Raw genomic sequence first — 16465 nt, forward strand, 5'->3', positions numbered from 1 at the left:
CATGGAACTTATCCGTAAATACTTCCCGGAGCTTACTCCGGAACAACTTGAGCGTTTTGAAGCACTGCAGGGCCTTTACACACACTGGAACTCAGCCATCAATGTAATTTCCCGAAAAGACATTGAGCACCTTTACGAACACCATGTACTGCATTCACTCGGGATAGCAAGGGTTATAAAATTTGCCAGCGGCAGCCAGGTGCTTGACATAGGAACAGGAGGAGGATTCCCCGGCATACCATTGGCCATCATGTACCCTCAGGCTGATTTTCACCTGGTTGATTCTATTGGCAAAAAAATTAAAGTGGTGAATGAAGTAGCTGCTTCGCTAAAGCTTGACAATGTGAGCACAAGCCACAGCCGGGCTGAAGATATCACCGGAAAATACGATTTTGTGGTCAGCAGGGCCGTCACCTCCCTTCCTGAGTTTACCTCATGGGTAAAGAAAAACATTGCCAAAAAATCAATCAACCCACTGCATAATGGCATCCTGTATCTGAAAGGAGGCGATTTGACCGAAGAAATCAGGGATGCTTCAGGCAAATACCAGATTTACAGACTTGACCGCTACTTCGAAGAGCCCTTCTTTGAAACCAAATCAGTGGTGCATCTCTGGTTTTAACAATAGCCAAAAAAACATAAAACCACGCCATAAAAGAGACTGACAAATTTAAATTTGTACTTTTAGGCCTTCAATCAGACGAAACCTTATTTATTATAAACATCAAAAATCAAATAAACAATGAGTGACCAGATTCTGAGTCTTGAACCCAAAGCTGTTTGGAAACACTTTTACAGCCTTACACAAGTGCCTCGTCCTTCAAAAAAAGAAGCACGTGTTATTGAATTTATGAAAAACTTTGGCCTGTCACTTGGCCTTGAAACCATAGTTGACGAAGTTGGCAATGTGATTATCCGCAAACCTGCCACTCCCGGAATGGAAAACCGCAAAGGTGTTGTTCTGCAATCGCATCTCGATATGGTTCCGCAGAAAAACAGCGACAAAGCCCATGATTTTGAAAAAGACCCGATTGAAACCATTATTGACGGTGGATGGGTGAGAGCCAATGGCACCACCTTAGGAGCCGACAATGGTATGGGTGTTGCTGCCATCATGGCTGTTCTTGAGTCAAAAGAACTCGTACACGGCCCGGTTGAAGCCCTGTTTACCATCGACGAAGAAACCGGCATGACCGGAGCTTTTGAACTAAAGCCAGGCATTCTCAAGGGCGATATTTTACTCAACCTCGATTCAGAAGACGAAGGTGAGCTTTATATCGGTTGCGCCGGTGGTATTGACGGTAGTTTTGAATTTGACTTCAAACCGGTACCAGTTGAAAAAGACACAGTGGCATACCGCATCAGTGTAAGCGGATTAAAAGGTGGTCACTCAGGTCTTGACATTCCCCTCGGACGTGGAAATTCATGCAAAATTATTACCCGTTTGGTATATCATGGCGTTGAAAAACATGGCATGAGACTTTCCACACTTGAAGCCGGAAACATGCGCAATGCCATTCCCCGCGAAGGGTTTGCTCTGGTAACTATACCTGCTGCTGAAAAGGAAAAATTTGAAAAATGTTTCCTCAAAACAGTTGAAGAAATTAAAGCAGAACTCTCTGTAACAGAGCCGGGGCTTCAGATTGCCGCTATGGCTGCAGAAATGCCTGCCACCCTTATCGATACTGACACTCAAAACAGATTCCTTAAAGCTGCTTATGCCTGTCCTAACGGTGTAATGCGCATGAGCGACTCAGTAAACGGGCTGGTTGAGACTTCTACCAACCTTTCCATTATAAAGGTTGAAGGCAATGCCATTAAAATCAGCTGCCTGTTGAGAAGCTCAGTAAATTCTGCCAAAACTGATCTTACAGTAATGATGAGAAGTGTATTCGAACTGGCCGGTGCCAAAATTGAGTTCGACGGAGAATATCCCGGATGGAAACCCAATGCAGAATCACTGATTCTGACCACCATGCAGAATGTTTACAACAATCGCTTCGGTAAAGTACCTGAAATCAAGGCTATACACGCCGGACTTGAATGCGGTTTATTAGGAGCTGTTTATCCAAACTGGGATATGATTTCGTTTGGCCCTACCATTCGTTACCCTCATTCACCTGACGAAAAAGTAAATATTGACTCAGTTGAGAAATTCTGGATTTACCTTACTGAAACCCTGAAAAACATCCCTGCATAGTCAGATTTTACTGCTCAACATCAGCAACAGCTTACAGGTTGCTGATGTTGAGCTATTTACAAATTATTGAAAATATTGCAAAAAAATACCCCGAATATTTGTCTGTTAAAGATAAGTTCCTATCTTTGCAGTCCCAAAAAATACGACTATGAGCAAGAGAACATTTCAGCCATCACAAAGGAAAAGAAGAAACAAACATGGCTTCAGGGAGAGGATGTCAACCGCCAATGGCCGTAAGGTTCTTGCAGCACGCAGAGCTAAAGGCAGAAAAAAATTGACAGTTTCAGACGAAGGAAAGCATAAAGCTTAACCATAGCAGCTATCCGGCTGACCAAAAAATCCAGAAGGAGGTAATTCAGATTGCCTCCTTTTGTTGTATGCCCATGTGAGCACTTTTTATTTCACACAAGCTGCTGACTCATCAGCAAATTCAATTGTAACACAGTGCTAAGACTGGCTGAACCCAAAACTCAGCTGAATGACGCACGAAAGATTATTTTAACACGCCTTTCCTTTCAATATGCCAAAAAGCAGTAAATTCGCAAGCAAAAGGCAAAAACAACAAAACAGCCCATGGGCCTGATCAGATTTATCATCATTGTTTTTTTTATTTACCTGTTTTTCAGAATATTCAGCAGAATTATTCTTCCAGTACTTGTAAAATTCAGTGTAAACAGGTTTCAAAAACGCTTTTACGAACAAAATCCCCATCTGCGCCCGGAGCCTCCGCGCGAAGAAGGCGAAATTACGATTGAACATATTCCGGAAGAAAAAACCAGGACCAACGCCTCTGACCCAGGCGAATATGTTGATTACGAAGAAATTAAATAATCTAACCCCTTCCAGCAAATGAAAGATTTCAGCTTTAAGCAGTTTATTCCGCACCTTACAGCCATTGCCGTATTTCTGATTATCATCTTCAGCTATTTCAGCCCGCTGCTGGAAGGTAAAAAGCTCAGGCAATCAGATATTACCCAGTGGAAGGGTATGTCGAAAGAGATTGTTGATTACCGCGCCAAAACAGGTCAGGAGCCTCTGTGGACCAATTCGATGTTCGGTGGCATGCCGGCTTATCAGATTTCGGTTGAATACAGCGGGAATCTGATGCGGTACATTGACAAAGTAATGACGCTGGGCCTTCCCCACCCTGCCGGTCTTGTTTTCCTTTACTTCATTGGCTTTTTTATTTTGCTGATGGTGCTCAAAGTTGATCCATGGCTGGCTATTGCCGGCTCTCTGGCATTTGCATTTTCATCTTATTTCTTCATTATTCTTGAAGCCGGACATAACAGCAAGGCACACGCCATTGGCTATATGGCTCCTGTATTGGCAGGCATTATTCTTACATACCGTGGCCGTTTAATGGCCGGCAGCCTCCTTACAGCCCTGTTTCTTTCGCTTGAACTACGCGCCAACCACATGCAAATTACCTACTATCTGCTGATGGTGGTTCTGTTGCTGGGCATCATGCAGGTGGCAGAGGCTATTGCAAAAAAAACCATTCCCGCTTTTCTGAAAGCAACCGGCGTTCTTGTTGTAGCCGCATTGCTGGCGGTTGCCACCAACATTACCAATATCTGGGCCACATGGGAATATGGAAAAGAAACCATACGTGGCAAAAGCGAGCTTACACACGACAAGGATAACCGCACCTCAGGGCTGGATAAAGACTATGCCACACAATGGAGTTACGGCAAAGCTGAATCTTTTTCTCTGATGATACCTAATGTCAAAGGTGGCGGTACTGAAAGCCTGGGCAACAACGAAAAAGCCATGCAAAAAGCCGACCCTGCCTTTGCTCAAAGCATTGCCGGACAAAATCACTACTGGGGCGACCAGCCATTTACCTCCGGCCCCGTTTACGTTGGTGCCATCATGATTTTCCTGTTCATTTTAGGACTTTTTATTCTTGAAGGAAACTTACGCTGGTGGCTGTTGTCGGCAACCGTGCTTTCCATTATGCTGGCATGGGGCAAAAACTTTATGCCACTTACCGACTTCTTCCTGCACTATGTGCCGGGATACAATAAATTCAGAGCCGTTTCTATGATTCTGGTGATTGCCGAGTTAGCGATTCCCATACTTGGGATACTGGCACTGAATGAAATCATGAAAAATCCCAATATTGTCAAACAAAAATCAAAACAGTTTTATATTGCACTGGGCTTAACAGCAGGACTTGCCTTTATTTTTTACCTGCTGCCCCAAACCTTCTTTAGCTTTCTGAGTCAGGCAGAATCAGAAGCAATTGCACAACAAAGAGCATCGCTCGAAAGTGGTCAGATTGCCCAATTCAATGGAATTGTCAGCAACCTCGAAGCTGTCAGGATTTCCATTTTCAAATCAGATGCCATACGCAGTTTTGTATTTATTTTACTATCAGCCATTGTTTTATGGCTTTACGGACAGAAAAAACTAAATAAAACTGTGCTGATTGTTTCCGTTACGCTATTGATTGCTGCCGATTTGATTCCGGTAACCCACCGCTATCTGAACAGCGAAAATTTTGTATCAAAATCAAAGGTTACCAATCCATTCCAGCCCACTGAAGCAGACATGCTGATCATGAAGGATACCGATCCGGACTTCAGGGTTTTCAATATGACCGTTAATCCGTTTCAGGATGCAAGCACCTCATATTTTCATAAAAGCATTGGCGGTTATCATGGCGCCAAACTCCGCAGATACCAGGAGCTGATTGACAATCATATTGTAAAAAACAATGAAGCTGTGCTCAATATGCTGAACACAAAATACTTTATTGTTCCTGACAACCAGCGCAGGCCTACCCTGCAAATCAATATGCAGGCACTTGGGCATGCCTGGTTTGTAAATGACTTCAGAATGGTGGATAATGCTGACCAGGAAAATGAAGCACTTAACAATTTTGACCCGGCCTTTACAGCCATTATTGACAAACGGTTCAAGGCCAACCTCGACGGATTCAGACCAACAACTGACAGTACAGCCAGCATACAGCTTATTTCTTATGCACCCAACAAACTTGTGTACAAAACCTCCGCATCAGCCTCACAACTGGCTGTATTCTCTGAAATATATTATGACAAAGGCTGGAATGCATTTATTGATGGCAAACCGGCTCCATATTTCAGGGCAAATTATGTGTTGCGTTCAATGATTATTCCGGCAGGCAATCATGAGGTTGAATTCAGGTTTGAGCCGCAGGTTTACTATACCGGCGAAAAAGTATCTTTTGCAGGCTCTTTATTGCTTATCCTTCTGCTTTTGGCTTATGCAGGTTTTGAAGTGAGCAAATCGTGCAAAACCGGAAAAGCCCGGTCAACAAAAGCATAATCGGAGCCGGCATTATGCGGAAAGTATTGATTATTAGCTACTATTGGCCTCCTAGCGGAGGTGCCGGAGTTCAGCGATGGCTCAAGTTTGCCAAATATTTGCGCGAATTTGGCTGGGAACCTGTAATTTACACTCCGGAAAACCCGGAATACCCGGCCATTGACGATAGCCTGCAAAAAGACATTCCCGAAGGGCTGACAGTCATCAAAACGCCCATTTGGGAACCTTATCGTTTCTATAGCAAGTTTATCGGCGCCCGAAAAGATGAACGCATCAATGCCGGATTCCTCAGTGAAAAGAAAAAGCCCGGGTTGGCTGAACATTTCTCCATTTGGCTCAGGGGCAATTTTTTTATCCCTGATGCCCGTAAATTCTGGATTAAGCCTTCAGTAAAGTTTTTAACAGAGTACCTGAGGGCGCATCCTGTCGACGCCATTATCTCTACCGGGCCACCGCATTCCATGCATATGATTGCCCTTGGCCTGAAACAAAAAACCGGCCTCCCGTGGCTGGCCGATTTTCGCGATCCTTGGACCAATATTGACTTTTATCATGAGCTCAAACTATCAGGCCGGGCCGACAGAAAACACCACCTTCAGGAGTTAAGTGTGCTGAAAAATGCCAATGAAGTTGTGGTTATCAGTCCCTCTATGCGCACCGACTTTATTAAACTCCACAACCGACCATATAGCATCATTACCAACGGGTTTGATACTGACGACATTGGGACAGTGGCTGTAGAAACTGACAGAAAATTCTCAGTTTCGCATATCGGCACTATGGTAAAGACGCGCAATCCCGAAGCATTGTGGCTGGCACTCAAAGCCGAAGCTGAAGAAAATCAGCACTTTGCTGATGATCTGGAAATAAAACTGGCTGGCAGTGTTGACATTTCTGTTACCGAAAGTCTTGAAAAGCACGGGCTGATTTCTTTTGTCAACCGAATCAATTATCTGCCCCACAACGAGGTCATAAAATTACAGCAACAATCCCAGGTATTGCTACTGCTCATCAACGATACTCCGAATGCCAAAGTTATACTTCCGGGAAAATTCTTTGAATATATGGCAGCCCACAGGCCTATTTTATGCATTGGCCCGGCTGATGGTGATGCAGCCTCGGTTATCAGCGAAACCAAATCAGGCTTTGTTGCCGAAAAGGATGATGTTGAGGCCATCCGCCATGCCATAAAAACGCTCTATAAAGGTTTTCGTGAAGGGAAACCGGCCATTGACAGTACAGGCATTGAACAATTTTCAAGGCGCGCACTCACAGCCAGAATGGCAGGCCTGCTTCATCAGCTGGTCGGTTAACATCAATGCCCGTTTGAAGGCATCATAAAGGAATCGTTGTTAAGAATATTACCTACGAATTTTTTAATATTATATCCTCCGACAAAAATCTTATTCAGTTCGTTAAGCATATAATACTCTGTTTCCGGCAAACCCATCAATTGAAGTTTTTCGACAAGGATACCAGCTGCAATACGGCCTTCCAGCACAACTTTACCTGATATATCATCGGTAAAAAACCCTTTGCCAATCAGCAAACCCAGTGTACGGTTGCGGCTAAGGTCGTTAAGGGCCGTTAGTCCGAAGTCGCCAATACCGCAATACCTGAACATGGTTTCCTGTTTGCCTCCAAACTTCTGAAGGATGTGCCTCATCTCATTGAATGCTTTGGTAAACACCATAAAGCGAAGATTGGGCGAATCGAAATGCGCGTCTACAATCCCAATAATAATGGCATAAATATTTTTCAGGATGCTTAAAATTTCCACGCCCAACACATCGGTTGTATAATCGGTATGAATGGTGGTTGATGCAAAAACATCACGAAGCAACATAAAAATCTTTTCGTCTGCAGCACCCACCGTCATGGATGTAGGCATATGATTGATAAGTTCACGTGCAAAAGTAGGCCCTTTGAGGGTGCATACGGGGTTTGCGGTTACTTTCTGCAAATCAGCCACAATGGTTTCATTATCTTCACCAAAACCTTTGGCCAGATTCACCAGCACTGCACCAGGTTTAATAAAGTTTTGCAGTGTTCTGATATAGGATACAACGGCTACTGAGGGAATGGCCAGAAAAATAATATCAGCTGTCAGCAACACCGAATTATCGCCGGTAGCTTTCAACCTCTTGTCAAGCCTGATTTGTGGGAAATACAGCGAATTTACATGATTCAGATTAATATCCTCAATTACAGCATCTTCAACCGACAAGAGAGAGACATGAAGACTTTCCTTTTCAGCAAGAACCTGCCCCAGGGCTGTACCAATTGTTCCGGCGCCAGCGATACAAATATTTAAAGTATTCACAATAAACTGACTTTAATAAATAAACCGCAAATATAAGCCTAAATCCATTGCAGGTTTCATCTTTGGCAAGCAACTGTCCTGTACAATGCCAGATTCAACCAACAGATAAAAGGAACTTCATCCGAATTAACTAATTTCATGCAGGTTACCCCGGCACAGATTGATGCTTTAAAAAGCTTCAAATAGCTTATATTTGTAGTATGGACAAAAAAGTAAAAGTGGTTATTACCGATATAGATGGTGTGTGGACCGACGGAAAGATATATCTGAGTGAAGACGGGAACAGCCAGAAAGCATTCAGCACACAGGACAGCGTAGGAGTGGCACTGCTCAGGCTGATGAATATTCCGGTTATCATCATCACTGGTGAGGACTCTGAAATAATCAGACGCCGGGCTGATCAGCTCAAAATTGCCCATGTTTATACTGGTGTGCGCAATAAATTGCTGATTGCCCAACAGGCACTGGAAGAGCTCGGCTATTGTCTTGATGATGCTGCTTATATTGGCGATGACATAATGGATTTGCCTTTACTGAGTGCTGTCGGATGTGCTGCTGTTCCGGCAAATGCACCCGAATATCTGAAAAGCAGAGTTAACAACACCCTGAACAGAAGCAGCGGAGATGGAGTTTTCAGAGAATTTTGTGAAATGATTGCCAACAAACAGGGAATCTTAGATGAAACAGTTGAGAAATACCTGCTCCGCGCAACTTCTGCGAAATATTAATCTGTAGCTTTTTAAACATCTTTACCTTTGCCTGCGAAATAGCGTATTATTTTCAGAGGTAAAGTAAACATCAAGACTGGAACGAATCAGAAAGTATGCACAATATCAACAACATAGTTTTAGTAGGTGGTGGAGGTCATTGCAAATCGGTTATCGAAAGCATTGAATCAGAAGGCAAATACAAAATTGCCGGTATTTCTGACATTGCTACCCGAAAGGGTATTTCTATATCGGGCTACCCTGTTATTTATGCTGATGAAGAGCTTGAAGCCCTTGTAAATAAAGATTTTAAGTTTTTGATCACTGTCGGACAGATTCGCAATCCACTCCCCCGCAGAATGCTATATGAAAAACTAAAATCGGCGGGTGCAGGCATGGCCACTATTCTTGACCCTACTGCAATTATTTCGCCGCGTGCAACCATTGGTGAAGGCTGTGTGATACTCAGACAAACTTTTGTCAATGCAGGTGTCGTTATCGGCGAAAATTGCATTCTGAATACCGGAGCAATTGTTGAACATGATTCCATCATTGGCAGCCATGTGCATGTTTCAACCAAAGCCATCGTCAATGGCGATTGCCATATTGGCGACAATTGCTTTATCGGCAGCGGTGCCATCATATCCAATGGCGTTTCCATCTGTGCTGACACGCTTATCGGTGCTGGCACGGTTGTTTTCAAATCCATAACGCAACCGGGAACTTATATGGGCAACCCTGCCCGAAAGATAAAATAGATCGTATGCAGCAAATAATTATCATAGCGGAAGCAGGGGTTAACCATAACGGAAGCCTTCAGCTGGCTTACGGGTTAATTGACAAAGCAGCCGAAGCTGGTGCTGATTATGTTAAATTTCAAACGTTTATTCCATCGCGGCTGGTTTCATTTCACGCGCCAAAAGCAGAATATCAGGCCAGGAACACAGACGGTCACGCAAGCAGTCAACAATCAATGCTCGAACAGCTTGCACTTACTTTTTCCGATTTTAAATCGCTTCAGCAGTACTGCCTGAAAAAAGGCATTGGATTTCTATCAACAGGTTTTGATGAAGAAAGTGTAAGATTTATTGATGGCCTTGGTGTTGATTTTCACAAGATTCCTTCCGGCGAGATTACCAATAAACCGTATCTGGAGCTAATTGGTTCACTGGGCAAACCTGTCATCGTTTCAACAGGAATGGCCACCCTTGACGAGGTAGCCGCTGCGTTGGAAATATTATACGGGCAAGGGCTTACAAAAAACATGATAACGCTGCTGCACTGCACAACCGAATATCCTGCACCAGCCTCAGAGGTGAATCTCAAAGCGATTGAAACCATGCGAAGTACATTTGATTTGCCTGCAGGCTATTCCGATCACACTGCCGGAATTTTAATACCGCTTGCAGCTGCAGCCATGGGTGCATGCATGATTGAAAAGCATTTTACTACCAGCCGGCAGCTGCCCGGCCCTGACCACAAAGCATCGCTTGAACCTGCCGAACTTACTGAAATGGTAAAAAACATCAGGCTCATTGAACAGGCACTGGGCGATGGCATCAAAAAACCAACAGCTTCAGAAATAAAAAATATTGCAGTTGCCAGAAGAAGTATCCATCTAATCAACAAGCTACCCGAAGGACACATAATTTCGCATAACGATTTGATTATGAAACGCCCAGGCACAGGCATCAGTCCGATGCAGATAGATGCCGTTATTGGCAAAACATTAAAAACCGGTCTCGACCAGGACTCGATGTTATTATGGGAACACCTCAAGTAAAAATAGCCATACTCACCAGCTCCAGAGCTGATTTTGGCATCTACCTTCCTTTGTTGCGCATTTTATCAACAGAAGAAAAAATTGGCACAGATATTATTGCTTTTGGCACGCACTTATCAGCCCGATACGGACACACACTTTCGCATATTCAGGAAGCAGGGTTCAACATTGCCTGGAGTTTTGACACAGCGCCAGCTACCGACACCCCCGGAGATATTGCCAGAAGCATGGCCGAAACTACCCGGCAATTAACAAAAGTCTGGGAAAACAGCCATTACGACCTGATATTTGCATTGGGCGATCGCTATGAGATGTTCGCCGCAGTGGCTTCTGCCCTGCCCTTCAACCTGAAAATTGCCCATATCCATGGCGGAGAAACCACGCTTGGCGCCATCGACAACGCTTTCCGGCACGCCATTACCCATATGTCGGCCTTCCATTTTACAGGTGCCGAACCTTACAGAATGAAAGTATGCCAGTTGATTGATTCAGATAAAAACGTATACAATACAGGCGCATTGGGCATCGACAACCTATCAAAAATAAAATTGATGGAGATTGATGAATTCAGGAATCAGTTTGGCATTGACCTGCTTAAACCTTCCATCCTCATCACGCTGCACCCCGAAACCATCGGTTTTGACCAAAACCGTGACAATGCTGCTGAAATGTTAGGAGCGCTTGAAATGCTCTCTGATTTTCAGCAAATCATTACCATGCCCAATGCAGACACCTCGGGGCTAGTCATCAGGGAACTGATTGAAGCTTACAGCAAAAACAGACCGAATGTAAAAGTTGTAGAGTCTTTCGGCAGCCTTGGATACCTGAGTGCCATGAAACATTGCACCCTGATGCTGGGCAACACTTCAAGCGGCTTTATGGAAGCCTCCTTTTTTCCCAAATGGGTAATTAACCTGGGCAAAAGACAGGATGGCCGAATCAGAACCCCCAATATTACCGACACCGCATTTGACAGAAACCTGATTTCAGAAACAATCCGAAAAGTCTGCAAAACCCGGATACCTGACTTTGCACCTGTTTATGGTGACGGTCATGCAGCAGAAAAGATTTTAAAAATATTGAAAGATGAACTTGGCCTTAATTGAAAAACATACCATTGCTGACGATCTGCCTCTTAAACAGGCCCTCGAAAAGCTGAACAATGTACCCGACAATCTTACCCTGTTTGTGCTCAATAACCAGCAGCAACTGGTGGGCACATTGACCGACGGCGACGTTAGAAGAGGGCTGCTCAACGGACTCAGCCTGGATGACCAGGCAGGGCGCTTTATGTTTCATAATTTCCGTTTTCTGAGACAATTTGATTTCAGTCTGGCGCAGGTGAAAGAGTTGCGCGAAAAACGCATTAAAATGGTGCCGGTGCTGGATGAAAACCACCGGATTGTGCGGCTGGCCGACCTGAACGGATCCCGATCGCTGCTTCCGCTCGATGCTGTGATGATGGCTGGTGGTAAAGGCGAACGCTTGCGCCCTCTCACCGAAAACACGCCCAAACCCTTACTGAAAGTGGGCGATAAACCCATTCTTGAACACAATATTGACCACCTGGCAAGCTTTGGAATCGAACGTTTCTTTATCGCAGTCAACTATCTGGGCGACATGATCAAAGACTACTTCGGCGACGGCTCATCAAAAGGCATACAAATTGAATACATCAATGAAAACCGCCCCCTCGGAACACTGGGTGCAGTTTCAACTGTTGAAAATTTTGCTTACAACAACCTGCTGGTCATGAATGCCGATATATTGTCGGACATCAACATCGAAGATTTTTATAACGATTTTGAGCAACAAAACGCCATGATGTCGGTAGCTTCGGTACCTTATAAAGTAAATATGCCCTTTGCCGTACTTGAAACACAGCAAAACAGGGTGCTTTCGTTTCGCGAAAAACCGCAATACACATACTATACCAATGCAGGTATTTATCTGATGCGCCGCTCGCTTATCAAGCGTATACCCCTCGAAACCATGTATCACGCCACCGATTTAATGGATAACCTGCTCTCCAATGGCGAAGGTCTTGTTCAATATCCCATACATGGCGTGTGGATGGACATTGGCCGAAAAGAAGATTTTGAAAAAGCACAGGAAGAAATCAAACACATTCGTTTTTTATGAAAACACTCTTTCTGATTCCGGCCCGTGGAGGTTCAAAAGGCATCCCTGAAAAAAATATCAGGCTGTTTGCCGGAAAGCCCCTGATATTGCACACGCTTGAACTGGCCCGTCAATTTGCAGATGATAAAGACATTTGCATTTCAACTGACGATCAGAAAATTGCAGATACAGTAGCTCAGGCTGGATATAAGATTCCGTTTCTGAGGCCTGCCTCGCTGGCATCCGACACCTCCGGGATGCACGAAGTCATGCTTCACGCGCTTGATTTTTATGCTCAGCGCGGGCAGCACTTCGACAACCTGGTTTTGCTGCAGCCTACTTCCCCTTTCAGGCAAACGTCACATTTAAAAGAAGCGCTGAACATCTGGTCAGAAGAAACAGATATGATAGTTTCGGTTAAAATGACTGAAGCCAATCCTTATTATGTACTGTTTGAAGAAAATGAAGCGGGATTTCTTCGCAAATCAAAAGAAGCGCTGTTTGAAAGAAGACAAGACTGTCCGAACGTATGGCAGTTGAACGGCGCCATCTACATCATTCAAACAAAATCACTCAGAAACAGCAAAATGGCTGACTTCAAAAAGATTAAAAAGTTTGAAATGGATGCGCTTCACTCACTTGACCTCGACACTGAGCTGGATTGGCTGATAGCTGAAACCATCAACCAGAAGTATCACATTATAACCCCTGAATAAACGAAAGCACTCTTTCTGTTGCCTTTCCATCGATGGATGATGCATACTTTTGAATAAATAACCGGCAAGCTTCAGCATCAGGATAAAGCTCTCCGGAGAGAACGCCCGCTGAAACTGATTCAAGTGTTTCAGCATCAATGGCCTGCCAGGCCACTCCTTCGGCCTTGTAACCCAGTAAATCTTCCTGATGATGATCGAGAATGATAAGAGGCTTGCCAAAGTAAACAGCTTCTGTGCCAACAGTTGAATAACAGGTAATCAGCAGGTCGCAGGCAGCAATCAATTCATAAAGATCCACTTTATACACAATCCTGTAATTTGTACAACCGGCTTCTTTGGCAATTGCAGCATAATAAGCTTTTGCATCACGTTCGGCGGGATGCAACTTAACAACAAGAGTAGCCTGAGGCTGGTTTTTAAAGGCCGTAAACACATCAAAGGCTGCCTGCCTGCGCAGGTTCATATCAGGAATGGGTTGTGAAGCAAACACAACAAGAGGTTTTCCCTGGCTGAAAGCTTTTCGGTAATCTTCCGATTTATGCAGCATTTTAGGAATAATATCAGTACGCATCTGCCCGGTCACCACCACTGAATCTGTTGGGTAATTCCCTTTCGAAATTAAAAAATCTCTCCAGTATTCACCCCAAACCAGCGTATAATCAGCCATCACCTGATTCAGATAATCAAGCTGGGTGTACAAATAGGCCGGTTGACCATCACCAATATTACCATGCTGGATACCAATACTTAAAGCACCATTTCTGCGGGCTGCATCCAGCATACAGCGTGTTGACGGGCTATTCTCATCAATGGCAGATATGGTATCGGGCTGATGGATTTCAAAAAAGCGGGCAAAGGCCAGGTACTTTGTGATATAAAAAGAAGCAGACGGCATTAGTTTGACAAAGGAATGAAAAATAAGCCGCTCATTGCTATTAAAATCCATAGCACCAACCACTTCAATTTTTTGCTGAAGTTCTTGCAGCATCAGCCTGCGTTTCTGCTTTAATCCACGCGACAACAGGCCTCTGAATAAAATATATTCGCCATAAATGGTTTGGGAGCGCCGCCCCAGCCCGGCAAAATAATGCAAACTCATTCTAAAACGACCATTACCAGTTGTTTTGGGCGGTTCCGTTTCGGATATAATCAGAAAATCATTTCCGGCCAAATCAAACAGTGGCGATAAATTATAATTATCAGACTTCTGCTTAAGACTGATAACATGCCGGCAACGCTGTCGGGCCGACCGATCGACCACCACATGCTTCTTTCCGGCAAGATTTGGTTTAAGAATCCAGGATATCAATACCCGTAGAAGAAAGTATATTGAGTAACTCAGCAGCGCACGGTAATTTTTCTTTGCTCTCACAGCCTTTGAGCTCACCACTTCAAGCCTGTTGCCAAAATCTCTTACTGCCTCAGCTTCATTGGCATGGCAATAGCAAACCACCCTGACACTTCCCTGCAAATAGTGCTCAACCGCCTCTTTGATAACAAACAGGGGGCGCAGCATAAAGAAAATTCTGAAACGCTGATAATGCCACAAAGGGAAATTTCCCATATCGAAATACTTTCCAATTCCTGAGTCTTCAATGGTTAAATCACCAAAGGCAAGAATGGCATTCAATAACTTTTGCCCTGCAGCAACAGAAATGCCTGAAGGTAAAGACAGCACCTGCGCATCGGGCAAACCAGCCGGAAGCATATCAGGCGACTTTAGCACAACAAGACAATCGTTGTCAAGCAGGCGTTGCTTCAGCTGCCCCTTCTCGCTTTCGCTAAGTTGACGAAAAATCAGGACTGTTTCCATTTCCTATGAATATAAGTTTGAATTTCAGACCTGTATAAAAAAATCATCCCTCCAAACGCTGCAAAGGTAACCAGACTTGCAGAGATAAAAGGATTCAGGTCAAAATGAACCCTGATAATATCAAGAACAGCGGTTAAGGCTACAATAAGAACAGGAAATACGAGGGTTTTGGTAATATTCCAATGGATTTGAACAATGCGTTTCTGATAAATATAGATGCCGGCAACCATTATCAAATCGGCAGTCAGTCCGGCTGCTATTGCACCAAAATATTTAAATTCGGGAATCAGCAGGTAATTCAACACAATATTCAGCAGCATAGCACCTGTGTTCAGGTAAAGGAATATCTGCGTTTTTTTCAGATAATAAGAAGGATAGGAAAAAACGATAAACTGTGTACGCAGGATGCTTCTCATATAAACAAGAGCCACCAGACCCAGGGCCTGCTTTACATCAGTTACATAAAAAAAATGCAGATAAAGCATGGTAGGCAAGATGGCTGCAACAATAATGGCCATGCTTTGCATCAGCAAAATATTGCAAAATTGCCTGATTTCGTCCTGGTGCTTATCAATTCCCAGTTTCATCACCCTGAATACTTCAGGCTGGTTAGCTCCCTGCAATCCCTGCAGCACAATGGCAATTCCGGCAGCAAAAGTCACAGCGGTATTGTAAATACCCAAATCAGCCGGAAAGCGCTCAAGCATATACCTGTCGGCATAGGTCAACACCCAAACAATAACACTGTATTGTGTAAGAGGCATCGCAAAGCGGTTGATTTCGCGCATCATTTTGCGGTCGAAGCCAAAACCCGATTTGGTGTAAATGGCCACAAGAATCAACACGGAAACAATGGCTGTTCCGATGGCGCTTCCATTGATATAGCCAATAAAGGACATATCAAAATAAAAAAGGCCAATTAACTGAAATCCTGTTCTGAACACCCCCAGCCCCATACTGACGAGAATAAAACTCAGCACTTTTTTTTCATTCCTGAAAAGGGCTGCAGCGGTAATATTGATAGCCCGTCCGAGGCCTGTAACAATACAGGCAAAACCGTAATCAGGAAAATGCTGTAGCTGAGGCTGTTTGAATAAAAGGCCAATATAATCTTTCAGCAACCAGGCAATCAGAGCAATGAGCGCCCCCCTGAACAAAATGGAGGAGAAAATCCCTGAAACCATTTTGTGGTAAGCAGGGCTATCAGGCTCATAATCATAATAAAACCGGGCAATGGCATTTCCCATGGCAAAGAGGGCAATGGCAAACACCAGCGATGTAAAGAGTTCTGTAATAGCCAGATGTGAAAAATCAACAGCACCCAGCAGGTCTTTTCCTTCATAAACCGGCTGAATAAGCACCTGAAGTACAGGCGAAAACGCTGCTGCAGCCGTATAAATAAATGATAACCGAAGATGTTCCTTAAGATTAGCGCTCTTCATTTACAGATGAAGTTGGGGTGCAAAGATAACTGTATCTGCTGGATT

15 protein-coding genes are annotated in these 16465 nt (G+C 44.1%); 12 read left to right on the top strand and 3 right to left on the bottom strand.

The window, feature by feature from the left end:
- Window position 1 precedes the first annotated feature (1 nt).
- The 6 genes from rsmG to H6541_07335 all read left to right on the top strand — a co-directional run bounded on the left by rsmG (window position 2) and on the right by H6541_07335 (window position 6828).
- The gene (rsmG, locus tag H6541_07310) at window positions 2-622 is read left to right on the top strand and encodes a 16S rRNA (guanine(527)-N(7))-methyltransferase RsmG (GenBank protein MCB9015590.1); all 621 of its coding nucleotides are present in this window, start codon (window positions 2-4) and stop codon (window positions 620-622) included.
- 120 nt (window positions 623-742) lie between these two features.
- On the top strand, window positions 743-2200 hold the full coding sequence (locus H6541_07315; protein ID MCB9015591.1) for an aminoacyl-histidine dipeptidase: 1458 nt from the start codon (window positions 743-745) through the stop codon (window positions 2198-2200).
- Window positions 2201-2348: 148 nt separating this feature from the next.
- The gene (gene rpmH / locus H6541_07320; protein ID MCB9015592.1) at window positions 2349-2510 is read left to right on the top strand and encodes a 50S ribosomal protein L34; all 162 of its coding nucleotides are present in this window, start codon (window positions 2349-2351) and stop codon (window positions 2508-2510) included.
- Between the two features lie 263 nt (window positions 2511-2773).
- Window positions 2774-3031, top strand: a complete 258-nt coding sequence (locus tag H6541_07325; protein MCB9015593.1) for a DUF4834 domain-containing protein — start codon at window positions 2774-2776, stop codon at window positions 3029-3031.
- Window positions 3032-3049: 18 nt separating this feature from the next.
- Window positions 3050-5515, top strand: coding sequence for a YfhO family protein (locus H6541_07330; protein MCB9015594.1), 2466 nt, complete (start codon window positions 3050-3052; stop codon window positions 5513-5515).
- 14 nt (window positions 5516-5529) lie between these two features.
- Window positions 5530-6828 carry a glycosyltransferase family 4 protein gene (locus tag H6541_07335; protein ID MCB9015595.1) on the top strand — a complete coding sequence of 433 codons (1299 nt, stop codon included), beginning with the start codon at window positions 5530-5532 and terminating at the stop codon, window positions 6826-6828.
- Between the two features lie 2 nt (window positions 6829-6830).
- Here the strand turns inward: H6541_07335 and H6541_07340 are convergent, their stop codons facing one another.
- Window positions 6831-7838, bottom strand: a complete 1008-nt coding sequence (locus H6541_07340; protein ID MCB9015596.1) for a glycerol-3-phosphate dehydrogenase — start codon at window positions 7836-7838, stop codon at window positions 6831-6833.
- Window positions 7839-8038: 200 nt separating this feature from the next.
- Between H6541_07340 and H6541_07345 the strand changes: the two genes are divergently transcribed.
- The 6 genes from H6541_07345 (at window position 8039) to H6541_07370 (ending at window position 13165) form a co-directional block, all read left to right on the top strand.
- A complete protein-coding gene (locus tag H6541_07345; GenBank protein ID MCB9015597.1) occupies window positions 8039-8566 on the top strand; it encodes an HAD hydrolase family protein in 528 nt (175 codons plus the stop codon).
- A gap of 95 nt (window positions 8567-8661) precedes the next feature.
- Complete coding sequence (locus H6541_07350) at window positions 8662-9303, top strand: acetyltransferase (protein MCB9015598.1); 642 nt, start codon at window positions 8662-8664, stop codon at window positions 9301-9303.
- A gap of 5 nt (window positions 9304-9308) precedes the next feature.
- Window positions 9309-10328 carry an N-acetylneuraminate synthase gene (neuB, locus tag H6541_07355; protein MCB9015599.1) on the top strand — a complete coding sequence of 340 codons (1020 nt, stop codon included), beginning with the start codon at window positions 9309-9311 and terminating at the stop codon, window positions 10326-10328.
- Window positions 10310-11434, top strand: a complete 1125-nt coding sequence (gene neuC / locus H6541_07360; protein MCB9015600.1) for a UDP-N-acetylglucosamine 2-epimerase (hydrolyzing) — start codon at window positions 10310-10312, stop codon at window positions 11432-11434. Before neuB ends, neuC begins: the two co-directional genes overlap by 19 nt.
- Window positions 11415-12470, top strand: coding sequence for an NTP transferase domain-containing protein (locus tag H6541_07365; GenBank protein MCB9015601.1), 1056 nt, complete (start codon window positions 11415-11417; stop codon window positions 12468-12470). The genes neuC and H6541_07365 overlap by 20 nt, the downstream gene beginning before the upstream one ends.
- Window positions 12467-13165 (top strand): acylneuraminate cytidylyltransferase family protein, encoded by a 699-nt coding sequence (locus tag H6541_07370; protein MCB9015602.1) that lies wholly within the window; start codon window positions 12467-12469, stop codon window positions 13163-13165. Before H6541_07365 ends, H6541_07370 begins: the two co-directional genes overlap by 4 nt.
- Here the strand turns inward: H6541_07370 and H6541_07375 are convergent.
- Both H6541_07375 and H6541_07380 read right to left on the bottom strand, forming a co-directional pair.
- Window positions 13149-14978, bottom strand: coding sequence for a UDP-N-acetylglucosamine 2-epimerase (locus H6541_07375; protein MCB9015603.1), 1830 nt, complete (start codon window positions 14976-14978; stop codon window positions 13149-13151). The two genes, H6541_07370 and H6541_07375, sit on opposite strands and share 17 nt — an antisense overlap.
- Complete coding sequence (locus tag H6541_07380; protein MCB9015604.1) at window positions 14963-16420, bottom strand: polysaccharide biosynthesis protein; 1458 nt, start codon at window positions 16418-16420, stop codon at window positions 14963-14965. Before H6541_07380 ends, H6541_07375 begins: the two co-directional genes overlap by 16 nt.
- Window positions 16421-16465: the final 45 nt, after the last annotated feature.

The organism is Lentimicrobiaceae bacterium, from assembly GCA_020636745.1.
GTDB lineage: Bacteria > Bacteroidota > Bacteroidia > Bacteroidales > Lentimicrobiaceae > Lentimicrobium.